This window comes from Thermosphaera aggregans (assembly GCF_014962245.1).
GTDB classification, from domain to species: Archaea; Thermoproteota; Thermoprotei_A; order Sulfolobales; family Desulfurococcaceae; genus Thermosphaera; species Thermosphaera chiliense.
On sequence record NZ_CP063144.1, the window covers coordinates 1,243,334 to 1,266,145 of the forward strand.

Consider the following 22,812-nt stretch of genomic DNA (forward strand, 5'->3'; position numbering starts at 1 on the left):
ATATATTGGTGGAACATTTGTCTGAAAAAACCCTTACCGAGGAATATGTCAGCAAATTCTCTGAGAAAACTCCTAAGTCGAGAGAAATATGGTTGAAACTACGGAAGCTAACCCCGTACGGAGTTCATAGTAATTGGAGAGTGTTCGAGCCCCACCCCTTGATGCTGCAGAAAGCCAAGGGTTCAAGAGTCTGGGATGTCGACGGCAATGAGTACATAGACTACACCATGGCTTTCGGCGCTCTCGTAGTGGGCCACGCAAATCCCGTGCTTCTCGAGAAAGTGAAGCAGAAAATGGATGAGGGGACAATATATGGTTATGAGACAGAGTTAAGCTGTAAGTTAAGCGAGGTTGTGACCCGCAGGTACGGGTTCGACATGGTTAGATTTTCCAACACAGGTTCTGAGGGAACCCTTCTAGCCATAAGGCTTGCCCGAGTAGCAACTGGGAGAAGCAAGATACTCAAGTTCGAAGGACACTATCACGGCTCACACGAGCTGTTAATGGTAGGGGTTAAACCCGATTTAAAGCATGCTGGACACCCTAAGAAGCCCAGGTCGGTCCCAACAGGCTTTCCCTACCATGTAGTTCCGAAAGAGTTGGCTGAAAACGTGGTGGTTGCGCCCTGGAATGATGCTGAAGCGATTGAAGAGATAATGAAAGTACATGGAAACGATATTGCCGCGATCATCATGGAACCTGTTGCCATGAACATGGGGGTTGTCCCCGCTAAGAAAGACTTCATGGTCTTCCTCAGGAAAATCGCTAACGAATACAACAGCTTACTGATATTTGACGAGGTTAAAACATCAGGTATGTGGTATAGGGGTGCCCAGGAGTATTTCGGGGTTAAACCAGATATAATGGTAGCGGCGAAAGCAATAGGCGGCGGCTTCCCCTTTGCTGCTGTACTAGCTAGCAAGGAACTGCTCGAGCTGGTTGGGCCTCGCAAAGTCCCCCATGGAGGTACGTTCAACGCTAATCCATTATCAGTTTACGCCGCATACGTAACGCTGACAGAACTGCTCACGGAGTCAAATCTAGCGTACACGCACAAGCTAAGTGAGGAGCTGGCGAAAGGCTACAGGGATATTATAGAGGACAAGGGGTTTGAAGCCCATGTTGTCCAAGTAGCCAACAAGGGCACCATCTACTTCTCAAGGGAGGAAATCAATACTTGGAGAGACTTCGTGTTGAAAGTCAAGTGGGGACCTTGGTACGTTTGGACTCTCGGCATGGTGATAAGGGGGATAATACCTCAGGCAATGGCTTACGACGAGCAGTGGACGATTTCAATAATGCACACGAGAGATGATATTCAGAAAACACTGGAGGTAGCAAACATCGTGGCAGCGGAGATGAAAGGTAGGGCAACGGAAGCGATCGCGATAGAAGAATCTATATAGGTATTTTTTCAAACCTTTTCTCCAATTCCCTGAAGAACCTGTTAAGCTAAAGCCCAAATTCACCAAGCAGTAGAAAACCAAAAATACGTGAAGCACGGCTACAGTAAGCTAGCTCTAACCTGCTTCCCGGAGGGTGTTTTGAGTAGTTGGCTGCTCCGGTATCTCTATGTGCAAATAAGTTTCCTCTTTAACCACTTTCGCCACTACCATGGTTGACGATCTCTCGATCATGGGGGAGTTTATCAGTTCCTCTAAAAACTCCATGTACTTAGGTTTCGACGGGAACTTTGCAATTACTATGAAATCCACGTCCCCCAGCACATAGTACACTGATTGAACATATGGGTTTTTAGCCAGGAACCTGCCTACTTCTTCATGATACTTCGGACCATACTTAGCCCTAACATGCATGACTATAAAATACTCGTATCCTAGTTTATCGCTGTCCAGGATAACCCCGTACTTTTTAATTATCCTGCTCATCTCTAACTGTCTCAGCCTGTGGTATATGGTAGACTTAGGTATTTTCAAAACCTTCGCCAACTCTCTAACGCGAAGCTTAGGGTTTTCCTGTAGGTGTTTCAAAATAGCCAGATCTATTTCATCAAGCTCTTTCCTTCTCCTCATTTTGAACACATTACTAATTTAATAGCGAATAATTTTAAACTTTTTCTAAAATTCAAGTTGAAACAGTTTATTTCTGTCTAATAAAGAACATTAACCGGTGGATACTTGGTGAAATTAGATCCTTACTTAGAAAAGCGTGAAAAATACATTATGAAAGGTGTTTCACTAGCCCATCCTATCACGATTGTGAAAGGCCGGAACGCTCTTCTCTACGATATTAACGGGAAGGAATACGTGGATTTCACCAGTGGAATAGGGGTTACCAGCTTAGGGCATGCTAACCCTGAGTTGGTAAAAACCGTCACGGAACAGTTAGAGAAGCTATGGCACACCTGCTTCATGGTCACTAACTATCCCTCGTGCGCTGAGTTAGCGGAGAAGCTGGCTAAAATAGCTCCGGGCGTTTCCGAGAAACAAGTACTGTTTCAAAACAGCGGGTCTGAAGCCGTTGACAACGCTATCAAGATAGCGAGACAGGTCACGGGTAGATACTATATCGTTTCATATGAGAATAGTTTCCACGGGAGGGGCGCGTACGGGTTCGCGCTATCTGCAACGGGTAAATGGAAACCCTACAAGGTAGGGTTCGACCCCCTACCACCAGGGGTTGAGCTAATACCATACCCTTACTGCTATAGATGCCCGTTTAAACAGGAATACCCTGGTTGCGGATTAGCCTGCTTAGATTACGTTAAGAAATGGTTTATCAATACAAGAGTCCCCCTTGAGAGAACGGCTGGATTCCTCATTGAAGTCGTGCAAGGAGAAGGAGGATACGTGGTAGCCCCGTTGGATTATGTAAGAGAGCTTAAAAAATTCCTTGAGGAAAACAATGTGCTCCTCATAGATGACGAAGTACAGGCAGGCTGGGGTAGAACCGGGAAGCTCTGGGCCATAGAAAACTTCGGGGTTGAGCCGGACATAATGACTACGGCTAAGGCGATCGCTAATGGGCTTCCCCTATCCGCAGTCGTAGGAAGGAAGGAGTTGATGGAGAAAACCCACCCAGGAAGCTTCGGAGGCACCTACGGAGGCAACCCCGTCTCATGCGCGGCGGCTTTGAAAGTAATCGAGGTAATGCAGAGGGATAGGTTACCGGAAAGAGCTGTGGAACTGGGTGAGATGGTTAGGAAAAGGCTGAATGAACTCTACGAGAAGTATGAGATAGTGGGTGATGTTAGAGGGCTCGGCGTCATGCAGGCAATAGAGCTGGTGAAGGATCGTAAAACAAAAGAACCCGCATCCAGTGAGACCTCGAAAGTGATCGATAAAGCGAGAGACAAGGGCTTACTGCTACTGAAAGCTGGCCTATACCACAACGTTATCAGGCTACATCCCCCGTTAACCATTGAGAAGGAGATATTGGAGAAAGGCCTTGACTTGCTGGAGGAGTCGCTGAAAGAGGTTTTAAAGGTGTGAAGCCTGTGGGGTCAATGCTACAGCCGCCGAAATCCGAGTATGGAGTGCTGAAAATCTACGTAAACGGTAAATGGATCGAATCTGGCACCAACACTTACCTAGACTTTTATGATCCAGGTTTAGGGAAAGCTATAGGGAAAGTACCATTAGTGACCAAGGAGGAAGTGGACGAGGCTGTCGAGTCAGCGTACGAAGCCTTCAAGTCCTGGAGCACCTTGCCGATGCCTGAGCGAGCCCAGTATTTATTCAAAATTAAACACATTCTCGAGGAGAACAAGGAGTTGCTGGCCCGGGTGAACACGCAGAATCATGGAAAACTCCTACGGGAGTCTCGTGGCGATGTGAAAAGGGCGATAGAAAACGTGGAGGCCGCTATCTCAGTAGCCTACTCACTAGCGAAAGGAGAATACCAGCACGAGATAGCTAAGGGAATTGATGAAACTCTAATTAGAGAGCCGTTAGGTGTTTTCACTGTTGTAAGCCCTTACAACTTTCCAATAATGATACCTTTCTGGTTCATACCCTACGCCCTCGTCCTAGGCGACACTCTGGTTGTTAAAGCAAGTAGCACAACCCCACTGCCAATAGCTGTCACGCTTGAGCTTCTCACCAACATGTTACCCCCAGGGGTTGTAAACCTGGTGTATACTGATCACAGGAACGGAGAGTACTTGGTAACCCATCCGTTAATAGAGGGAACAGCCTTCGTGGGCACAAGCGACGCAGCTCTGAGACTCTATGAGCTCTCAGCTAAGCATGGAAAAAGATTTCTAGCAGGCGGAGGCGCTTCAAACTACGCGGTCGTCATGCCTGATGCCGACATGGATAAAACCATAAACGCGCTGCGAGACGCTAAATTCGGCAACACGGGGCAGAGATGCCTGGGGATACAGAACATTGTAGTAGTAGGGGGTTCAGACTTTTACGAGGAATTTAGGAACGCGTTTGTAGACTCAGCTAAGAAGATTAGAATAGGCCACGGTCTCGACGAAGAATCTGAAATGGGTCCGATGGCAAGTGTGAAGTACAGGGAAAACGTGATCAGGATGATCGAGACCGGTCTCGGCGAGGGCGCCAAGGCAGTCCTTGATGGGAGAAATTACGTGAACCCTGAATTCCCGAAAGGGTTCTATCTCGGACCCACAGTCCTCGAGGATGTGAACCCTAATATGAAGGTTGCCCGCGAAGAGATCTTCGGCCCCGTGGCTAATTTGATGAGGGCGGAGACCCTTGAAGAGGCTGTTGAGTACGTGAATAAGAACAAATATCATCATACTGCAGTAATATTCACGAGAAACGGTAAGTGGGCTAGGGAATTCGTGCACAACGTCTACGTGGGGAATGTAGGAGTAAACATTGGTATAGCAGCCCCGGTGGGCTGGTTTCCTTTCGGAGGTAGACGATTAGCAGGATTAGGAAGCCATCATCCGCAAATCGATGTTGTCGATTTCTTCACTGATAGGAAGGTCGTGGTGGAGAGATGGTGGTAGGAGAACAATGTTTTTTACACTTAAAACCAGCATCATCCTCCGTCAAAGGGTATTGTCAACACAACCTCATCCTTGTCGCTCAAATCCTTGTCAAGATCGTGAACTATTGAACCATTAACTATGATGAGGGTTCCCTGGTTCAGTCTTCCATCCTCGCTGAAAAACCATTTACCGAGTTCTTCACCGTGTGCACGAGCCAGCTCCTTTAGTAAATCCCTCAGCTTGGCTCCTTTTTCCAGCGTTAATTCCTCGCTTTCCAACCCGGTTAGTGATTGGAAAAGAGGGGCTAAGTATTTCACTTTAACCCTTATACAGTTCTGCAACAACATAGTCTAATCCCAGCTCGTAAAGCTTTCCTGGCGTCGGCCTCCCCTCCTCATCCCAGCCGGCTATCTCGTAGAATAGTTTAACAGCCTTGTCAAACTCCTCCTTCTTAATCCTCTGTCCCTTCCTAGAGCCGGACTCTAACTCCTCGAAAAACCTTGGCGGCAACACGTCTTCTTCGCGCTTAAAACCTTCTCGAACATTGAAGGCTCTTGCAAGGTTGAAAGCTCTCTCGCTCGCCTTCATCAAGCTCCAGAGGCTCATCCCCCAGCCCGTGGCAGCGTTAACTATCTCGACCATGTGATTGGGTGTTAAAACCCCGGCTGAGTGAGGCGTGAAGACAAACTTGCACACCCCCATGCAGTCCTCAAGACCCCACCATAACATCCCATAGTAGACGGCTTTCACCTTCTCGTGATCAAGCATCAGCCTGTTAACGGGTCTGGTTAACCCGAGCGCGGTAAGGTGTTGAGTGATTCTCTCATAGGTTGCGTCATGCGGGGCTTGCATGTGATCAGCCCCTATAGGTGAGAGAGCGTACTGCAAGCCGACGCCTACTTTACCCCGGGGTTCATGCATAGGTATCTCCCTGGATTTAACATGCATCGCGTACTTCTCAGCTCCTCGCCCAATCTTCTCAGCAGCCCTCCTCACCCCTTCAGCCAGCACATCCCCGAAGCCTTCACGCTTGACAATCATTTCCAGCAGTCTCAGCGCTCCATTTCCATCGCCAAACCTTACCTCTAACCCCCCGGTGTCCTCCGGGGTTAGCACACCCTTATCGAAAAGCTCCATGGCGAAGGCTACGGCTACACCCGCGCTGATAGTGTCAACGCCGTATGCGTTGCAGATCTGGTTTGCCTTCGCAATAACGTTGAGATCGCTGACACCGCACAAGGGTCCGAACGATACGATGGTTTCATACTCGGGACCGCCGTAAGAGGGATCCGTCTCATACGGCTCACTAGTTTTAACATCTCTCTTACAGCGGATTGGGCATGCGAAGCACCCGGATTTAGATACCAGTATTGTCTTGTTCAAAACCTCGCCGCTTACTTTGAACGCCTCCTTAAACGACCCTCCCCTGAAGTTTAAAGTGGGAAGTATTCCATCCTTGTCAAAAGGAGTGATCAGCTCTGCCGTACCGTACTCGCTCCTCGAGACAGCGCCTGGCTGCTTCTTCCAGTTATCGTTAAACCACTTAACAATCTCCACGAGCTTCTTCTCATCATAGAACTTCACTGTTTTCCCGGTTGCTCTCACTGCAATAGCCTTAAGGTTTTTAGAACCCATAACGGCTCCAAGTCCTCCCCGTCCCGCTGCATACCTGTTTTCAAACATGATATTGGCAAACCTCACCAGCTTCTCGCCTGCAGGCCCGATGCATCCAATCCTAGCCAAGGGCTCTCCAAGCTCCTTTTTAATCTCCTCAACTGTTTCCTTCGTCGTCAACCCCCATAAACGGGTAGCATCCCTGAGTTCCGCACGCCCGTCTTTAATCCAAAGGTAGACGGGTTTCTCGGACGCCCCCTCCACGATGACCACGTCGAAACCCGAGTTCTTAAGCTCCGGTGCAAAGAAGCCGCCAGCCTCTGACTCGCCGTAAGTCCCTGTCAGAGGGGATTTCGCGGCAACAACAATCCTGTTGACACCTGGAACAGGGGTCCCCGTGATCACGCTTGTAGCGAAAACCAGCTTGTTCCCCGGGCTTAAAGGGTCGGTTCCAGGTTTAAGCTCCTTGAAGAGAACATATGCGGCAATCCCTCTTCCACCCAGATACTCTCTGTACAGCTCCTCGGGAACCTCCTCAATCCTTAGACTCCCAGTGGATAAGTTTACCCGGAGCCATTTACCATTAAACCCGTAGGGCAATGTAAACACCATTTAAACATTATCCTCGGTCATCTAAAAAATGTGAAAGCATTGTTGATTAAACAATTAACAATAGTTTAGGTGAAAGACTATGTGAGATCAAAGATGATTGTAAAGTTTGCAAACCTGCACGGTGGTCACGCCACATCTTTAAGTCCCGGAAAAATAACTGGTTTAGGTTTACTCCTCGAGCCGCGGCTTCCCCCTGGTTAATTGGATTATGTTGAACACTATTATGAGGAGCATTGCCACTGTTAACCCCCAGATAATAGGGGTTAGCATGTTGGTTAAGGCTTCAACACTTATCCCCGCCTGCTCTATTGCGAAGATAACGATGACTATGTAGAATAGTAGTCTAAGATACTCCGCCACAGGCGCCAGGAGCTGCATCTCGGTTCTAAGCTCGGAGCTCTTGTAGACGTAGCTTACGAAAACATCTGTCAGTATGAAGCCCGTGATAATTATTATCAACGCCTTAACAAGCCCAACGACATAAATGTTCAGCAAGTGTTGTGTCATGCTTGCTATTTCAGCAAGCCCTAGGTATCTTGAACCATAATGGATCCCTAACAAGATAAACACTATGTACAGAATCCACGCTGTAACCATGCCGAAGAACTCCCCAGCCGACAATCCCGTGCGTTTAATCGCTCTCCCAAAGCTAAACCTTCTAAGCCACTCGTCAAAACCAAGCTTCTCCGATGCTTTCACAACAAGTAGCTTGACACCCTTCCCGAGCAGGAAGCCTACAATGCTCAGCATAATAGCAATACCTATCGCGATCGAAACATCCACGATGAAATCCGGGGAGACCTCCATTATAGCAACCCCTAGTTGAAAACACGTTTCAGTCAATAATAATATGGTTGAAGGCAAGATATAAATCGGATATTTAGGATTTAGAATTTAGACGTGCTTGTAGGCTGGTTTGAAAATGTACATTAGCTATCCATCAAGGTTTGAAACATACGGAGCTGTTAAGATCTACGAGCTGTCCAAGGTTTACTCTTTATTCGCTATAAAAGCAGAGTGGAAGCCGGGGCTGTACAACATCCCGAATTTCAATGAGCTTGAAAAAACCGCTGAGAAAACCGTAATAGTAGTCCCCTCTAGAAACGAAGACCCTATGGTTTTAGAGGGGGTTTTAAAAGCCATCCCCGTTTACTCTCCTATAATACTGGTATCGGCATCAACCCAGGCTCCTCTAAACATGTACAGTGTTGAGACGGACATTGCTAAAACCCTCTACAAAGTAACTGGGAGGCCCACGATAATAGTGCACCAGAGAGACCCCGTTATCGCTGAGGAGCTGGGGCCGCATATACCGGGCATCTTGGATGAGGATGGATTGGTCAGGTATGGGAAGGGTGAAGGATTACTGATTAGCGTACTACTTGCAGACGGGTTGAACGCTGAGAACATCGGGTTCATAGACGCGGATAATTATATCCCTGGCGCGGTTCTCGAGTACACCCTGATATATTATACTATTCTAAACATGAGCGAGTCGGATTACAGGATGGTGAGGCTCTCATGGGGGTATAAGGCGTGGAGCTCCACAGACCTCTACTTTAGAAGGATGGGGAGGGCCTCAACAATCGTGAACAATGTTTTAAACAAGATCCTCTCGCTGAGGAGGAGGGCTGAAACAGACATTGTTAAAACAAGCAACAGCGGTGAACACGCCATGAGCGTTAAGCTCGCCAAGGAAATAAGTTTCGCAGGTGGTTACGCTGTTGAGACACAGGAGCTTGTAAGCCTCCTGGAAGCATGCTACATCGGAGTCGAGGATGGAATGTGCCCAGCGCTGCCGGGGAATATTGAAATATATCAGGTGGAAACCAGGAACCCTCATATACACTCGGAGAAAGGGGAATCACACGTTATTGAAATGATAATTGAAAGCTTGTCGACAATATATCACTCTAAACTGGTGGATAGTAAGGGGAAGGCATTGGTCATCGACACGCTAATGGATCTCGCATACGAGGGGGAGCCCCCGCCCCCCTTGAAATACTCCATACCCAGTTTGAACGGCAAGGACTTCCTGGATAAGGTTTTAGGCGAGAGCAAAACCAGTGTGGCGTATGGAGTGTAAAACCTTTAACGGGTTGTGGCTAACCGATATAGACGATACAATACTGCCAAGCAGTGGTGGATCCCCCCGCATCTACAGCTACGTCTCCTCCTTCCTAAGGGTTCTCGATGACCACTGCATCCTAACCGTTCCAGTAACTTTTAAGACTAAGCCGGAGTTAAAGGAGCTTTCCAGGAGGCTCAACTATTCCTTCAAAGCCTACATAGCGGAGGGAGGTTGCTCTACCATTATCTCTGAAGCCCTGGTACACTCCTTTTCAACGAATGCGGCGAGCGGAGAGTTGGAGATAGTGTTGTGTAGGAGTAGATTGGTTCTGGATGAGATATTCAATAGTCTTGAAAACTCTTCATGTGCTGATAAATACGTGAGGCTGACAAGCCTCACACCTGTTGAAGCCTCGGAACTCTTAAACACCTCTCTAAAAGAAGCAGAGAACGCTGTCAACAGAGAGTTCACCGAGGTCGTTTACTCCGGTAGTGGTGAATGCATCAAGATAATCGAGAAGAAGGCTGTCTCCCAGGGTTTCAAAGCTTTCAAAACCCGGAGATTCCTCCACCTCGCGGAAGCCGGGAAAGAAGAAGCTGTTAGACGCCTCCTGGGTCTTATAGGTCATAGGTTGAAGGGTTTAACCATATCCAGCGGGGACAGCCCAGCGGATGCCGCATTCCTCAGCACTGCTGAAGTACCTATAATTGTTTCAAACAGCCACGTAGACTGGTTTAGGAGATACCCCTACCTGAGAATCTCGGACTCTATCCCCTACTCCCTGATAGACACTGTTTCAAGACTTTTACTGTTGAAACAGCCAGCACTCAACCAGGCATACTGAAGCATCCATGCAAGGGCCTTGCAAACCGTTGTGGACAAGTGGTTGAAAACCTGTTATGATTGTTTTACCTTTGCTGATAAGTATTTGTGTATGCTGTGAGCAGCTTTCTTACCATCGCTGAAAGCGAGGACAACCGTTGCCTCCCCTCTCACAGCGTCTCCACCGGCGAAAACACCTGGGATACTGGTCTGTAATGCCTCGTCAACCTCTACTGTACCATCGTCACGGATCTTTAAGTCTGGAGCAGACTCGGCTAAAACCTTGTTAGGCACTAACCCTATTGCGATAATGACCGTGTCAGCGGCCAATTCTACGAACTCCCCTGTCCCCACAATCTTCCTCTTCCCCTTCTCATCGACTTCGTCGATGGGCTTCATCTTCTCAAATCTCACGCCTTTCACGAATCCTTTTCCATCCCCTATAAATTCAACGGGCTGTACAAAATACATGAAGCTGACTCCCTCCTCCTCCGCGTGCTTAACCTCCTCAAGCCTCGCCGTCTGGAGCATGTCCTCCCTCCCCCTCCTATAGGCCACAACTACTTCACTACCCATCCTCCTAGCTACTCTAGCAGCATCCATAGCGGTGTTCCCACCTCCTATGACGACAGTTCTCTTCCCCACCTTGACAGGCGTATCGTACTCGGGGAAACGATCAGCCCTCATCAGGTTAACCCGGGTCAGGAACTCGTTGGCAGAATATATGTTGTTAAGGTTTACCCCGGGTATTTCGAGAAACTTTGGTGCTCCAGCACCCGTCCCGATGAATACTGCATCATACTCGTTAAGAAGCTCGTTAATTGAAATTGTTTTTCCCACTATATGGTTTAACCGGATCTCAACACCAAGGAAGGAGAGCTTCTCGATCTCGCTGTCCAAAAGCCTCTTGGGAAGCCTGAACTCAGGTATGCCGTACCTTAGAACCCCTCCAGGAGCATGAAGGGCTTCGTAAATAGTTACATTATACCCTAGCTTCGCAAGCTCGGCTGCACAGGCTAGCCCCGCGGGCCCTGAGCCTATTACTGCTACTTTACGCCCGTTCGGCTTTATCTTCTCCTTCATCTCCTCGAGAAGCTTTGCCTCCAGCCCGAGCGCCCTTGCTCTATCCCCAACGTATCTCTCCAGCTTCCCTATGCTCACAGCCTCACCTATTCTACCAATCACGCAATTAGCCTCGCACTGCAGCTCTTGAGGACAAACCCTGCCCGTTATCGAAGGAAACAGGTTATCCTCCCACATGATTCTCAGAGCCTTTTCCAAATCCCTGTTTTCGACGGCCTTAACGAACTCGGGGATTTTAATGGATATTGGGCAGCCCTTCACGCACGGTGCAAACCATAAGGGGCATTTTATACATCTTCCCGCCTCCCTCACCGCGTTCGCGTCGTCCAGGCCCAAGTCGACCTCTTCAAAGTCTCCGAGCCTTTCTAACGGGGGTCTCTCGTTAGATTTAAACCGTGACTTCACAACTCTTGACATGATGATCACCTAGCGATAATCTTGGAGAGGAAGAGGTTTTTCGCCTTCTCCTGCTCCTCGATAAATCTCTTATCCCTTCTCATCACGTCTTCCCAGTCTATGAGATGAGCGTTCATCACAGGCCCGTCTACGCAGGCAAACCTGACTGCTCCACCATAGAAGACTCTGCAAGACCCACACATCCCTGTCCCATCAACCATTATGGTTCTTACAAGGGCATAGTTTGGAATCCCATGCCTCTTTGTGAGCTCGGACGCTTTGAACATGCCAGCAAGGGATCCTCCTGTGAGTACAAGGTCTACTCTTCTCTCACTAATGATCTTCGAGATCAAATCCGTGTAATGCCCTTTAACCCCTGCGGAACCATCCAACGTTGTAACATAATGCTCGTCAGCATGCTTCTCAGCGAGAAACTCTTCTGGATAAACCTCTTTCCCTGTCTCGAAAGTTTGGATTGATATTACGTAGTTATCATATTTTTTCAATTCCTGTGTGAATGAAGCATTCTCAGCGTGCCCGCACACCGCGTCCGATGCGTAGATTACAGTGCCGTAGTGTTTTATGGGAAACTCCCTACCGTGAGGCCCTGAGATCGCGTAGATGTAGTCTCCGACTTTAAACCTATGGTATAACTCGAGGGTTGTCTTACCATGTCTCCTTATGAACATGCCTATTCTCCCATCTCTAACAGAGTAGACAGACTCCGGGATTCTCTCCCCTTTCTCATGTAGCATAAGGATAACGAAATTTCCAGGCTTCCACTTCCTAGCCACATGCGGTGCTTCAATCTCCATGTAGAAGTCAATGGAGTTTAAATCCATTTTTCCAGTTATCTTAAGCAAGTTGACACCTCTTGTTAGGTTAGGCTAACCTAAAAATACTATTATGTACCTTAACTTAAAAATCATCCAGGACCGCTTCGATGAACTTAACGGCTGCCCCTATCACTCCGTCATAGTTAGGTTTGAATTCAGTTCATGAACACGTACTTTAAAACCCTTACCACAGCCTTGATTTCACAAACATGCTTTAGCGTGAGAACCCGGTTGTTGCGATGAGAGCCTGGGATTTACGATGTTTTTGAACACATTATCTATTTCGTCAGGCTTTGAACGTAGTTTTTCGTGCCTTGAAGGGTTTGTTGCAGTGGCTTCTGAAGGTTTGAGTGAAAGGATGTGCGGCGGCCGGGATTTGAACCCGGGATCTCCGGCTTGGGGGGCCGGCGTCCTAGTCCAGGCTAGACGACCGCCGCTCCTACTGTTTTAGAAATTACGGGTTAGGGTTTAAAATCTTTGAATGGTTTCAAGGATTGCTGACTGCGGGGATGTATATTGGTGTTCTTCTCCCCCCGCTGTAGAGTTTTAGAATCCCTCTTTTCTCAGCTTCTTTAAGTATTTTCTTCGCCACGCTTACTTTCACGTTTAACTGGTTGGCAAGCGTGTATGGCGTGTAGTATTTAACCTCCCCCTTCTTAACCTCTCTCTCAAGCCTTTTCAAAATATCCTCTGTTGGCTGGAAGATTGTGGCTAACTGTACTTTGGATTCGCCAGCCTCCTTAGACGGTTTCTCTGGCTTAGCTTTCTTCTGAGCAGACACTTCATCCACCTCGACACTAATCAACTATTCTATGGATTAAGGTTTAAGGCTTTTTAATCTATCTCCTCTTGAACCCTTCTGTGAAAACGTCAAGGTAGAATGGTGCTACTGAAAATATTGAGATGAGCTCGGGGATTGCGGCGCCCGGGGGTGTTTTTATGGTGAAGTGTAATGCCCATGCAGCAACTGATGCGACGATGCCTGCTAGGGCACCGTTCCTACGCCACCCATCTGTTCTTGATGAGTAGTAGATCAGGAATGACAGAATTGTTATGAAGAACACTATGGATACGATGAAATGCGTCCTACCATACACCTCGTCGAAAACACCTACTAGAGCGAGCGAGAAGCCTGCGAAACCCATTATGGCCCTGTAGACAACCTCGACGCGTGAATCAATCAATGCTGTTGAGTATAGTAAGAAGCCTCCGAGGACGAGCCCGAGGTTGAAAAGTATTGCGACATTGCTCCTTGTAGCATGCCCTAGATCGCTTAAAGCGTTATCCACAATGTTGAACCAGCCTGAGAACGCTATAGCTAGGAGTATGAAAACCAGTGGAGTGAGGAAGGCTATAAAGGGTATGAACTGCCTCATATTCATGAGCCAGCCCTCAATTATGATATATAATCTACGGTATATTAATCCCTCAGCAGGTTCCTGATGTAGAGCTTATACGCCAAAGCAACTATTACTAAGCTCCACGCTCCCAGGCCGGCGAAATTGCCCCACGGGTTTATAGAGGCATCATACCTAAAAGCCCATCTGTAGATGTTAGTGGCCATTGTTAACGGGGAATAATCAACCACTGGGGCTAGGGGCCCCAGCCTAGCCGCGATCACCTTCTGAGGATAGAAGATGTTCGATACAAAGAACAGTATGTAGTATGTGAGAGATCTCACCGTGGCCTGCAGGTTGAAATCTCTTGTAACAGTGGAAAGAGAGATTGAAACACTCGACATTGTGAGAGCCAGGGTGGAGGAGGTTGCTAAAACATACAACCATCCCTCCAGCGACGGAGGTGTTAGAATGATTGAGGCGAAAACCAGGAAGCCAAACTGGTAGACCAGCCCTCTGGCAGCGCCTCCGAGAAGCCTGCCAATAATCAAGCCTTCCCTGCGAACAGGGAGAGTTAGCAAGTACTGGGTAACCTCCCTCCTCAGCTCCACGCCAACCTCCCTTCCAATGCTGAACGAGGATATGAAGATTGACAAGCAGAGTATGCCGGGAGTTACAAACCTCACGTAATCAGGGATTAAATCCTTGTTGACGACGCCGTTGAATATTAACCCGAAGATCAGAATGTCTGCAAGGTTCATTGCAACCTGACCGGCTAGCCAATACTTGTAGCGCCAGAACCTGGCGATATCCCTGTAAGCAATATTCACAATGCTTCTTAACTCACTGCTCACTTAACCCCACCAGCTTCAAGCTTTCTCTCAAAGAGTTCAATAGCAACCACGAGCAACCCAATGCCGAGACCAAGTATGTAGAACATGGATTGAGCCGGGGATAGTTCAAGGAGAAAGTATTCTGGGAGGACCAGGGCTCTTAGAAAGTCTGCGAAGTGGGTCAGGGGGTTGAAAAGAGCTGAGTAGTAGTAAGCCGGAATATTCAGGGCTTTGATAATGGGTAGCGGGTAGAACACTGAGCTCAGCCTCACTAGTATAGCATCTATGGTGCCGAAAAAGATGTCCGTGGTATCCGTTGACTTAAGCTTCATAACTATGATCACGACGAAGCTGACGACTCCTATTGAGAAGGCGAACGCCGAGGCGATTGAAATGAGAAAGCTCACCGGTTCCAGCCCGTTGGTCAAGAAGAGTATGAAAACCATCATAGGGGCTGTGAATATTAGAGTGGAAACCGCCCCTCCCAGCACCCTGCCAGCGGCGAGAACGCTTCTCTTCAACGGGAGTGAGAGATGGTAGTCTATGATCCCGTCATCAAACTCGTCTGCGATAATGTAGGCCCGGGCAATACTGGCTGAGTAGAGCAGTGCCGTGTATAGTCCGAGAAGGTAGAATTTATAGTAATCCACGCCTAAGTCGGGGCGCGCAATCCTTGAGATCGCGTATCCGAAAACAAGTGATTGAATAATAAACCATGCCGTACGCATGGCTATGAAGGCTTTCTGCCTTTTAAGCTTCATCAAGTCCCATTCAACAACCCTGAGAACAGCTTTAAACCCGTGCGGGATTGGCACGCTACTCCCTCAGCTTAGCCCCTGTAACGTACATGAAGACATCGTCAAGGGTTGGCTCCTTGATCATGATTCTCTTAACGCCGATGTTGCGCTTTCTAAAGTATTCAAGTATCTCCAGCGACTTCTCCTCCCCCTTGTTCATGTAAATCCTTAAAACATCCCCCCTTACCTCAACCCTGCCGTACACGGATAGCTCCTCCACCACAGCCTCAGCTAGTCCATGCTCCTCGACACTGATCTCAAGTATGTCTCCCCCCGGTATGGCATCCTTCAACTCCTCAATGCTTCCAACCTTCCGCAACCTCCCCCTGTAGATTATTCCAATCCTCTCGCAGACTTTTTCAGCCTCAAACATGTCGTTGGTTGCAACAATCATCGTGGTTCCCTGCTTCCTCATCTTCTTGATGATATCCCAGAGAACGTGCTTGGTTATCACGTCAACCTGTGCCGTCGGCTCATCGAGAATCGCTAGCCTCGGCCTCTGGATCAATACTTTCGCGAGCTCAACCTTCTTCCTTGTCCCGCCGCTTAATTGGTAGAAATACTTGTTCCTGTGCTCCCACAGCCCAAGCTCCTCCATAACCTCTCTAACCACTCTCCTCGCGTCGCTACTACTGTACCCGGATATTTTCGCATGCCAGGTTAATAGATCCCATGGCTTATCAACCCACATAGCCTTGGGCTCTTGGAAAGCTATCCCTATAAGCTTCCTCACAACGTAGTCCTCCCTAACCACGCTGTGCCCGTACACCAGGATGTCCCCGCTGGTCGGCTTGTAAACAGTTGCAATAGTTAGCAAGGTGGTGGTCTTACCGGAGCCGTTGGGCCCCAGCAGCCCAAAGATCTCTCCATCGTAAATATCCATGGTTAAATTATCCACAGCAACTGTTTCCCCAAACCGCTTAGTGAAACCTTTTATTTCAACAGCGAGATCGGGCATTTCACACGCCAGAGCCAGGATTGATTTATTTACCTGTCGGCTTTTTAAAAATATACGGTGTTTTAATTAATGATTGACCTGACCACGGTACTGCTGGTGAGCGTGCCCCTCTATCTCGGTGCAGTAGTGCTCTACACGGTGAGACTTGTCAAAGGACCCTCCATACCGGACATGGTTTTAGCAGTGGACTGCATTGCTTACGACCTAGCCGTGTTCCTACTGGTTATAGCCCTGTACTACCGTACCCCGCTTCTCGTAGCCCCCTCTATAATGCTCGCTCTATGGGCATACCTGCTCGACGTCTTCATCTCCAAGCATCTAGTCTCTAAAGAGGTGGGTGAGTAGTGCTCGACCAGGTCTTGTTCTGGGCTGGATCAATCCTACTGATTGCTGGAGGAGTTTTCGACCTCCTAGCCTCGATAGGGCTTTTAAGATTTCCAAACTTCTACGTAAGGCTCCACGCTGCAACCATCGGCGCAATATACGGGGCATTCATGCCTCTTATAGGAGTATCCCTGCTCGCCCTCTCAATTCAGGACTTCCCTGCTAAATACATGTTCGCGGGAGGAGCGTTCGTCACCGGCTTGATAATACTGATAGTGGCACCGATAGGCAGCCACGTACTAGCCTACGCTGCTCACAAGTCTAAAAGCGTTAAATGGGAGCCTGTCGTAGACCACTTGGAGGAGGATTCTAAATGATCACTCTCATACACCTCCTGCTGTCTTTTGCAAGCCTTCTTGCTATAGTCTTCGTATACCTTGCTATAACTGAGAAAGACTTGATCAAGGCAATAGTTTTCTCGGCGGGGCAAAGCATATCCTACACCATAATACTCCAGCTGTTCGCAGCCCCCGACGTGCTGTTAGCGTACATTGCGGTATCCGTGGGTATTTACTCAGCCCTCCTCGTGTACGTTGTAAGCAAGACCGAGAGGTTTGACGGGGGTGGGGGAAGTGAGTAAGAGGTTTGCAGTTCTCGTTATAATCCTAGCGTTAACAGTTGCGTCCGCCCTAGTATTATCCTACACGGAGTTTGCAAAGCCGGCGAAAGAGTTGAAGCCTATTGGATTATTCTATATTGAGAACTCCTACTTCGGAAACCTCACGGCTAAAAGCCCTGAAGCAGTCACAGCAATAGTGTGGGATTACAGAGGCCTTGACACCATCTACGAGTCCGCGGTATTCTTCCTAGCAATAGTGGGCGGTTTATCGATTTTCAGGCTCGAGTCACCTCAGCCGGCCGGGAAGGAGGCAAAGGGTTTAACAAGGATTTCTAGAACCGGGACTAAAATAATCGCTCTTTTAATAATCAGCGTGTCAGCCTCGATCGCTCTCCACGGGCACCTAACCCCGGGCGGAGGCTTCCAGGGCGGCTCCACACTAGCTGTGGCACCATTACTGTTAATCCCGGTCTTCTCCGTAACGAGGCTCGTTTCCGCCGGGATCACGTCGAAAAGACTTGTATTCGCTAGAAGCGCTGCCATGACGTGTATAGGGTTGACAGCACTCCTCCCAGTCCTGAAAGGGCTGGAGCTCGCGTCAAACCTCTCCTTCTACCCTGCTGAAATAGGGGGCGAATTGATAAGCGGTAGCTTATTCTTCTACAACATTTTCGAATATCTGGCGGTAGGATCAGGCTTCACAGCAGTCTTCCTCTACCTATCTACGTTCGAGGAAACCTATAGGAGGGAGATTGAGAAGGAGGTGGGAGTATGAGCGAGGATATTTTCACATGGTCCCTGTTACTAATAATGCTCTTCACCAACACGTTGCTCTCGATCTACGGTATTGTCTACAGGAGGAGTTTGACGAAGAAGCTGATCGCCCTAACCATTCTCAGCGACACCGCGAACCTTGTATTCATCCTTATAGGGTTCAGATTCATCCAGCCCGCTGTGCCGCCGGTTCTCACAGAGCTCAGCCTTGAAAACCTTGAGTATCTGAAACAGCACGCAGTGGATCCTCTTCCACAGGCGTTAGTACTGACCGGCATAGTGATCAGCATGGCTGTTAACGCTTTGATCGCGTTCGGAATAATCCAAGCATACAGGATCACGGGCTCAACCGACGCTAAACTAGTGGTGAAGTACTTCAGCGAGGGGGTGAAAGGAGAGTGATCAAGTACCTAGCCACCGGGCTAGTCGCCTTCCTCATCTACATAATCTTCTCCGGAAACATCACTCCGTATGACTTGGCAACAGGGGTTATTGTCTCAGCAATATGCAGCCTACTTCTTACACCGTACATCGTGAGGAATGAGTCTAAGCTTAAGCAACCGGCGCGTCTAGCCCACCTAGCTTACTACTTCCTCAAATACATCACCATCATAGAGTTTAAGGCACACATGGATGTGGTTAAGAGGATTTTCACAATGGATTTGAAACCAGGTATTGTTAGAATCCCGTTGAAGTGTAAGGGAGACATGGCCAGGCTCCTGGTAGCATCCTCGATAACTAATACTCCTGGAACAGTCGTGGTGGACGAGTCTGACGACTACTTCTACGTCAACTGGATATACGTATTCTCGGTCTCACCAGAGGAGGCGAGGAAGAGTGTTAGCGAGGAGTTTGAAAAATATGCGACGAAAATCTTCGAGTAGGTGGTGGTAATGGAGCTGGATATCTTACTCACCGGTTTAACACCGTTCATCCCGGTTTTCGGAGCTTTCACAACCCCGTTGATATCATCAGTATTTAAGAAGCGAACAGCCTCACTCTATTATGGCTTCTTAATAAGCGGGTTAACCCTTCTAGCAACCCTTAGGCTCCTGGCGCAATCGTCCACCTATGATGTGCCGCTAGTGTTCAAGGCTGGTGGCTGGCCTCCGCCTGTAGGCATAATTTACATTCTAGACAGGGTTAACGCTATCTTATCCTTCACCACAGCATTGGTGTTAACGCTGATTTTCGCATACAGCTTGGAGTATATTCGGGATGAGGGAGCAGTATGGTACAGCATCCTGCTCCTCGGTGCTGAGGCTGGAATACTTGGGATCATCCTAACCGCGGACTTCTTCAACCTGTTCGTAATGCTCGAAGTAGCCAGCGTCTCATCATACTCACTTGTAATGTACTACAGGAGTAGGGCTTACGCCATTATATCGGGGCTGAAATACGCTTTCGTAGGCGCCATGGGCACCACCCTCTACTTCGTTGGCTGCGCACTCCTCTACAACGCCTACGGTACTTTAAACATTATCGACCTATCCCTGAAAATCCGGGGTCAATACGTTAGTTTAACAGGGCCTCCCATTGAAACATACCTGCTTTCGCTGGGAATAGGGCTCGTCCTCATGAGCTGGGCTTTCACAATAAAAAGCGGCGTCTTCCCCAACCACTTCTGGCTACCGGACGCGCACCCCGCAGCGCCCACTCCCATATCAGCTTTGCTGAGCGGTCTCGTGGTGAATATTGGAGGAGTATCTCTCTACAAGTTCATGTTCATAGCCCTGGGAGGCAGTATCTCGCCTGAAACCCAGGCTTTGAAGAGTGCTGTATCGGCAATACTAATGTTCACTGGGACATGCTCCGCTATCGTAGGAGCTCTCCTTATGAATATTCAGAAGGATTTGAAACGGCTGATAGCGTACTCAACCGTGATGAACACGGGATTCCTCTTTATGGCTGTTTCAACCGGGACACCTCTAGGTCTCTCCGCGTTCATCTACCACACCATAATACATTCGATTGCTAAATCCAACCTATTCCTCTCAGCAGGCATCTTCATCAAGGCTACAAGGTCGAGAAGCCTTGAAGACATTAGCGGACTAGGGTTTAAGCACCCTGTTGCGTCAATAGCGTTCGCAACATCTGTTCTAACCCTGGCTGGGATACCGCCCCTGCCAGGTTTCCTGAGCAAGATGCTTCTGTACGAGGCCTTGTTCGAATACAACATTGTTACAGCAGTTGTCATGATTCTTGCCAGCACGATCGGCTTAATCTCCTACATGAAAATATTCTACATGTTATTCTTTGGAACGCAGGGCAGGGAGGTGGAGAAAGTCTCCGCGAAAATGATGAACGCTGTCCTGCTAGCCCTCAGCGTTGTATTGATCAGCTTCACCCTTCTCCTGGTAGCGTACCCAGGATTCTACGATGCAGTAATCACTGTCACCGTTAAGCAGATAGGAGAGATTGAAACATACCTTGAGAGCATCTCGCTTATATAGCTTGATCTTCTCCGCAGAAGATTGTTACCTCTACAATATCCCCGTTTTTCAAACCCAAAACCTTCCTAAGATTGAAGGGGGAAATAGCCTCGATAACCCTTGAGGAGTGCTTAGTCATTAATGGCTTAATAACGAAAACCTTTTCACTATTCAAGCATGCCGGGTAGGCAATAACCGGGCCATACCCTGGAGAGGGTGGCTTAACCTCTACTCCCCTGCATTCATGGAGGGCTGGGTCACCGTTTAAGACTTCGATATTAAGGGTGCCGGGGAATGGTTTAAACCCGAGCGTTTTCTCAAACTCTTCAACATATTTTTCAACGTAAAAGCCTCCCTCGCCGAGTCCTTGCACAACCCTGCCCTCAATTCTCAAAACCCTCGTACCAGGGTGAGACGTATACTTGTGATCAGGGGAACACTCCATTAGATTTCCTCCACGCCTACAAGAAACGTTATGAGGTATTAGGTTGTAAAAAACTACTTCAACTCTACAAAGTTCTCTAACACGGGTATGGTGAAGGAGAGGTTGAGCCTTTCCAGGGTTGATTTAAGTGGGACACCGTTTTCATCCCAACCTCTTAGCTTGTAGTACTGGCTGAGCATCTCGTCGTATTTAACAGGGTCGAGCTTCGCGCCTGCGAATGGTCCCTTGGTTAAGGGGTGTTTAAACCATCTAGCAGGGGGATAATCCATTGTTCTATCCCAGCCTGAGTGCTCCCTTATCCAGAAAGCCCTGATCAAGGAGTATATTCTCTGCGCTACTACATGTATGTCGTCGAAAGACCATGAGACCCCTGTCACAGCGGTGAGGAGTTTCGGATAGTAATCCAGGTTTAATCCAACCTCAACCCACGGTAGCCTGCACGTTGTCAGGCTCTCAAACATCCCGCCCCTGATGTTTTGAAGGAACACCAGCCTCTCCACTTTCTCACTCGAGTAGGAGAACCTATCAGTCTTTACCTCGTAGCTTATAATCCATGCATCCTTGTGGTGTGCTCCAATGGATGAGGTTCCGTAAGCGAGCGCCATGCCTGGGGCTGTGTGACAGTTGTAAGCCGATATCTCGAGTCCCTTAACATGCATTGCGAACTCTGCTGCCTCCTTACCTAGTCCACGAGACATCCTCATTACTCCTTCAGCAAGGAATGCGCCGAGACCCTTCCTGTAAGAGGTATCAACGACCAGCTCTCTCACAGCCCTGTAATCCCCCCATTCAATCCTCTCCCGGAGCAAGCCTTTCTCACTTGCCTCCATTGCAAACCCTATGCTGCTCCCAAGGGTTATCGTATCCACACCCATCATGTCTGCTAACTTGTTGATCTCGGCAACCTTCTTTAGATCAGGAAGGAGGATGTTGCTTCCAAGCATTGCAACATTCTCGTAGTCAAGCTCGCTCTTCTCGCCGATCTCGTCGTTTACAACATTGCCGCACTGCATGTTGCAGTAGGGGCATCCTTTCCTGTCAACCTTAAGCTTCTCCATTAAGTCGCCGCTTATTGTTTCATAAAGCTCCCACACCCCCTCCCTGAAGTTCATTGTGGGTAGTACACTGTTCTGGTTGCTCCAAACTATTGTTGACATCGTGCCCTGCCTAATCCAGAAATCATAGTTGTCGCTCTGGGTAATGCTCTTGTATGCTTCCTCGCTAAGCTTCCTAAGCTCTTCAGGGTTTGCTACAGGAGGCTCCATGGTTCCCTTGATCACTAACGCCTTCAACTTCTTGCTCCCCATCACAGCGCCCACTCCAGGCCTTCCGCCGCTCCTTCCTTTCTGCGATACAATGGTGGCATACCTAACCAGGTTCTCGCCGGCCGGGCCTATTAAAAGGGTGCCCACGTTTCTGCCGTGTTTTTTCACAATAGCATCTTCGGCTTCAAAAGTATCCTTACCCCACAAGTCTTCAGCTGGAAGAATCTCAACCTTATTGTTTTCAACATAAATGTACACCGGGTTTTTAGAAGCCCCTGTAACCACTACGGCGTCGTACCCGCTTCTTTTCAAATGATAGGAAGCCATGCTGCCAAGGTTGCCATCTCCATACCCGTTTGTTAACGGGCTTTTACACGCTACCTGTATTTTACCGCTACTTGGTAGCGGGAGTCCCGACAAGGGCCCGTTAGCGAAGACTAAAGCGTTATACGGGGATAAGGGATCCGCTCCCTGCGGCACTAAATCCCATAGAAGCCTGGCCGCAAGCCCCCTGCCGCCAATATACTCCATGTACAGCTTCGCGTCAAGGTTAACCTCCCTTACCTTCTTAGAAGTTAAATCAACGTGAAGGATCTTACCCCACCAGCCCTTCATACCCACACCTCTTTAATAATACACTTGGCAAGGATAAATAATATTTGGTTGAGTA

The 22,812-nt window shown here is 48.5% G+C and carries 25 protein-coding genes and 1 tRNA gene; 12 read left to right on the forward strand and 14 right to left on the reverse strand.

Features of this window, described 5'->3' with window-relative positions:
* Positions 1-17 precede the first annotated feature (17 nt).
* Entirely contained in the window at positions 18-1,406 is a 1,389-nt protein-coding gene (locus tag IMZ38_RS06945; RefSeq protein ID WP_193436138.1) for an aspartate aminotransferase family protein, read from the forward strand.
* A 114-nt stretch (positions 1,407-1,520) separates the two neighbouring features.
* On the opposite strand, the gene IMZ38_RS06950 is transcribed toward IMZ38_RS06945, so the two are convergent.
* Positions 1,521-2,033, reverse strand: coding sequence for an Lrp/AsnC family transcriptional regulator (locus IMZ38_RS06950; protein ID WP_193436139.1), 513 nt, complete (start codon positions 2,031-2,033; stop codon positions 1,521-1,523).
* Between the two features lie 108 nt (positions 2,034-2,141).
* On the opposite strand from IMZ38_RS06950, the gene IMZ38_RS06955 reads away from it, so the two are divergent.
* Positions 2,142-3,452: an aspartate aminotransferase family protein gene (locus IMZ38_RS06955; protein WP_227410864.1), complete on the forward strand. Its 1,311-nt coding sequence runs from the start codon at positions 2,142-2,144 to the stop codon at positions 3,450-3,452.
* Between the two features lie 14 nt (positions 3,453-3,466).
* Positions 3,467-4,942, forward strand: coding sequence for an aldehyde dehydrogenase family protein (locus IMZ38_RS06960; RefSeq protein ID WP_193436977.1), 1,476 nt, complete (start codon positions 3,467-3,469; stop codon positions 4,940-4,942).
* Positions 4,943-4,974: 32 nt separating this feature from the next.
* On the opposite strand, the gene IMZ38_RS06965 is transcribed toward IMZ38_RS06960, so the two are convergent.
* From IMZ38_RS06965 to IMZ38_RS06975, 3 genes are all read right to left on the reverse strand, one after another.
* Positions 4,975-5,265: a MoaD/ThiS family protein gene (locus IMZ38_RS06965; RefSeq protein ID WP_193436140.1), complete on the reverse strand. Its 291-nt coding sequence runs from the start codon at positions 5,263-5,265 to the stop codon at positions 4,975-4,977.
* Entirely contained in the window at positions 5,243-7,138 is a 1,896-nt protein-coding gene (locus tag IMZ38_RS06970; protein WP_193436141.1) for an aldehyde ferredoxin oxidoreductase family protein, read from the reverse strand. Before IMZ38_RS06970 ends, IMZ38_RS06965 begins: the two co-directional genes overlap by 23 nt.
* Positions 7,139-7,318: 180 nt before the next feature.
* Positions 7,319-7,993, reverse strand: a complete 675-nt coding sequence (locus IMZ38_RS06975) for a hypothetical protein (protein WP_193436142.1) — start codon at positions 7,991-7,993, stop codon at positions 7,319-7,321.
* Between the two features lie 79 nt (positions 7,994-8,072).
* On the opposite strand from IMZ38_RS06975, the gene mpgS reads away from it, so the two are divergent.
* Both mpgS and IMZ38_RS06985 read left to right on the forward strand, forming a co-directional pair.
* Positions 8,073-9,236: a mannosyl-3-phosphoglycerate synthase gene (gene mpgS, locus IMZ38_RS06980; protein ID WP_193436143.1), complete on the forward strand. Its 1,164-nt coding sequence runs from the start codon at positions 8,073-8,075 to the stop codon at positions 9,234-9,236.
* Positions 9,226-10,065, forward strand: a complete 840-nt coding sequence (locus tag IMZ38_RS06985; protein WP_193436144.1) for a hypothetical protein — start codon at positions 9,226-9,228, stop codon at positions 10,063-10,065. Before mpgS ends, IMZ38_RS06985 begins: the two co-directional genes overlap by 11 nt.
* A 53-nt stretch (positions 10,066-10,118) precedes the next feature.
* On the opposite strand, the gene gltA is transcribed toward IMZ38_RS06985, so the two are convergent.
* The 8 genes from gltA to IMZ38_RS07025 form a co-directional block, all read right to left on the reverse strand.
* Positions 10,119-11,543 (reverse strand): NADPH-dependent glutamate synthase, encoded by a 1,425-nt coding sequence (gene gltA / locus IMZ38_RS06990; RefSeq protein ID WP_193436145.1) that lies wholly within the window; start codon positions 11,541-11,543, stop codon positions 10,119-10,121.
* A gap of 5 nt (positions 11,544-11,548) precedes the next feature.
* Positions 11,549-12,385 (reverse strand): sulfide/dihydroorotate dehydrogenase-like FAD/NAD-binding protein, encoded by an 837-nt coding sequence (locus tag IMZ38_RS06995; RefSeq protein WP_227410865.1) that lies wholly within the window; start codon positions 12,383-12,385, stop codon positions 11,549-11,551.
* A 334-nt stretch (positions 12,386-12,719) separates the two neighbouring features.
* Positions 12,720-12,795 (reverse strand) — tRNA-Gly (locus IMZ38_RS07000).
* Positions 12,796-12,845: 50 nt separating this feature from the next.
* Positions 12,846-13,163: a 30S ribosomal protein S25e gene (locus tag IMZ38_RS07005; RefSeq protein ID WP_193436146.1), complete on the reverse strand. Its 318-nt coding sequence runs from the start codon at positions 13,161-13,163 to the stop codon at positions 12,846-12,848.
* A 34-nt stretch (positions 13,164-13,197) separates the two neighbouring features.
* Positions 13,198-13,740 (reverse strand): DUF998 domain-containing protein, encoded by a 543-nt coding sequence (locus IMZ38_RS07010; protein WP_193436147.1) that lies wholly within the window; start codon positions 13,738-13,740, stop codon positions 13,198-13,200.
* A gap of 38 nt (positions 13,741-13,778) precedes the next feature.
* Positions 13,779-14,549, reverse strand: a complete 771-nt coding sequence (locus tag IMZ38_RS07015) for an ABC transporter permease (RefSeq protein WP_193436148.1) — start codon at positions 14,547-14,549, stop codon at positions 13,779-13,781.
* A complete protein-coding gene (locus IMZ38_RS07020; RefSeq protein WP_227410866.1) occupies positions 14,546-15,343 on the reverse strand; it encodes an ABC transporter permease in 798 nt (265 codons plus the stop codon). Before IMZ38_RS07020 ends, IMZ38_RS07015 begins: the two co-directional genes overlap by 4 nt.
* A gap of 1 nt (position 15,344) precedes the next feature.
* The gene (locus IMZ38_RS07025; protein ID WP_193436149.1) at positions 15,345-16,283 is read right to left on the reverse strand and encodes an ATP-binding cassette domain-containing protein; all 939 of its coding nucleotides are present in this window, start codon (positions 16,281-16,283) and stop codon (positions 15,345-15,347) included.
* 69 nt (positions 16,284-16,352) lie between these two features.
* On the opposite strand from IMZ38_RS07025, the gene IMZ38_RS07030 reads away from it, so the two are divergent.
* The 7 genes from IMZ38_RS07030 to IMZ38_RS07060 are packed head-to-tail and all read left to right on the forward strand — an operon-like array spanning position 16,353 to position 20,453.
* Positions 16,353-16,628 (forward strand): MrpF/PhaF family protein, encoded by a 276-nt coding sequence (locus IMZ38_RS07030; RefSeq protein ID WP_193436150.1) that lies wholly within the window; start codon positions 16,353-16,355, stop codon positions 16,626-16,628.
* Positions 16,628-16,984, forward strand: coding sequence for a monovalent cation/H(+) antiporter subunit G (gene mnhG, locus IMZ38_RS07035; RefSeq protein ID WP_193436151.1), 357 nt, complete (start codon positions 16,628-16,630; stop codon positions 16,982-16,984). The genes IMZ38_RS07030 and mnhG overlap by 1 nt, the downstream gene beginning before the upstream one ends.
* Positions 16,981-17,247, forward strand: a complete 267-nt coding sequence (locus tag IMZ38_RS07040; protein ID WP_193436152.1) for a Na(+)/H(+) antiporter subunit B — start codon at positions 16,981-16,983, stop codon at positions 17,245-17,247. Before mnhG ends, IMZ38_RS07040 begins: the two co-directional genes overlap by 4 nt.
* Positions 17,240-18,001 (forward strand): MnhB domain-containing protein, encoded by a 762-nt coding sequence (locus tag IMZ38_RS07045; RefSeq protein WP_193436153.1) that lies wholly within the window; start codon positions 17,240-17,242, stop codon positions 17,999-18,001. The genes IMZ38_RS07040 and IMZ38_RS07045 overlap by 8 nt, the downstream gene beginning before the upstream one ends.
* Complete coding sequence (locus IMZ38_RS07050) at positions 17,998-18,402, forward strand: sodium:proton antiporter (RefSeq protein ID WP_193436154.1); 405 nt, start codon at positions 17,998-18,000, stop codon at positions 18,400-18,402. The genes IMZ38_RS07045 and IMZ38_RS07050 overlap by 4 nt, the downstream gene beginning before the upstream one ends.
* The gene (locus IMZ38_RS07055) at positions 18,399-18,884 is read left to right on the forward strand and encodes a Na+/H+ antiporter subunit E (protein ID WP_193436155.1); all 486 of its coding nucleotides are present in this window, start codon (positions 18,399-18,401) and stop codon (positions 18,882-18,884) included. The genes IMZ38_RS07050 and IMZ38_RS07055 overlap by 4 nt, the downstream gene beginning before the upstream one ends.
* A 9-nt stretch (positions 18,885-18,893) precedes the next feature.
* On the forward strand, positions 18,894-20,453 hold the full coding sequence (locus tag IMZ38_RS07060; protein WP_193436156.1) for a proton-conducting transporter transmembrane domain-containing protein: 1,560 nt from the start codon (positions 18,894-18,896) through the stop codon (positions 20,451-20,453).
* Here the strand turns inward: IMZ38_RS07060 and IMZ38_RS07065 are convergent.
* Both IMZ38_RS07065 and IMZ38_RS07070 read right to left on the reverse strand, forming a co-directional pair.
* The gene (locus IMZ38_RS07065; RefSeq protein ID WP_193436157.1) at positions 20,446-20,877 is read right to left on the reverse strand and encodes a DUF120 domain-containing protein; all 432 of its coding nucleotides are present in this window, start codon (positions 20,875-20,877) and stop codon (positions 20,446-20,448) included. The two genes, IMZ38_RS07060 and IMZ38_RS07065, sit on opposite strands and share 8 nt — an antisense overlap.
* A gap of 53 nt (positions 20,878-20,930) precedes the next feature.
* A complete protein-coding gene (locus IMZ38_RS07070) occupies positions 20,931-22,757 on the reverse strand; it encodes an aldehyde ferredoxin oxidoreductase family protein (protein ID WP_193436158.1) in 1,827 nt (608 codons plus the stop codon).
* Between the last annotated feature and the right edge of the window lie 55 nt (positions 22,758-22,812).

Coding starts and splice junctions, on each gene's coding strand:
- IMZ38_RS06950 (WP_193436139.1), bottom strand. CDS start 2,033: ATGAGGAGAAGGAAAGAGCTTGATGAAATAGATCTGGCTATTTTGAAA.
- IMZ38_RS06960 (WP_193436977.1), top strand. CDS start 3,467: ATGCTACAGCCGCCGAAATCCGAGTATGGAGTGCTGAAAATCTACGTA.
- mpgS (WP_193436143.1), top strand. CDS start 8,073: ATGTACATTAGCTATCCATCAAGGTTTGAAACATACGGAGCTGTTAAG.
- IMZ38_RS06985 (WP_193436144.1), top strand. CDS start 9,226: ATGGAGTGTAAAACCTTTAACGGGTTGTGGCTAACCGATATAGACGAT.
- gltA (WP_193436145.1), bottom strand. CDS start 11,543: ATGTCAAGAGTTGTGAAGTCACGGTTTAAATCTAACGAGAGACCCCCG.
- IMZ38_RS07010 (WP_193436147.1), bottom strand. CDS start 13,740: ATGAATATGAGGCAGTTCATACCCTTTATAGCCTTCCTCACTCCACTG.
- IMZ38_RS07025 (WP_193436149.1), bottom strand. CDS start 16,283: ATGCCCGATCTCGCTGTTGAAATAAAAGGTTTCACTAAGCGGTTTGGG.
- IMZ38_RS07030 (WP_193436150.1), top strand. CDS start 16,353: ATGATTGACCTGACCACGGTACTGCTGGTGAGCGTGCCCCTCTATCTC.
- IMZ38_RS07040 (WP_193436152.1), top strand. CDS start 16,981: ATGATCACTCTCATACACCTCCTGCTGTCTTTTGCAAGCCTTCTTGCT.
- IMZ38_RS07050 (WP_193436154.1), top strand. CDS start 17,998: ATGAGCGAGGATATTTTCACATGGTCCCTGTTACTAATAATGCTCTTC.
- IMZ38_RS07060 (WP_193436156.1), top strand. CDS start 18,894: ATGGAGCTGGATATCTTACTCACCGGTTTAACACCGTTCATCCCGGTT.
- IMZ38_RS07065 (WP_193436157.1), bottom strand. CDS start 20,877: ATGGAGTGTTCCCCTGATCACAAGTATACGTCTCACCCTGGTACGAGG.
- IMZ38_RS07070 (WP_193436158.1), bottom strand. CDS start 22,757: ATGAAGGGCTGGTGGGGTAAGATCCTTCACGTTGATTTAACTTCTAAG.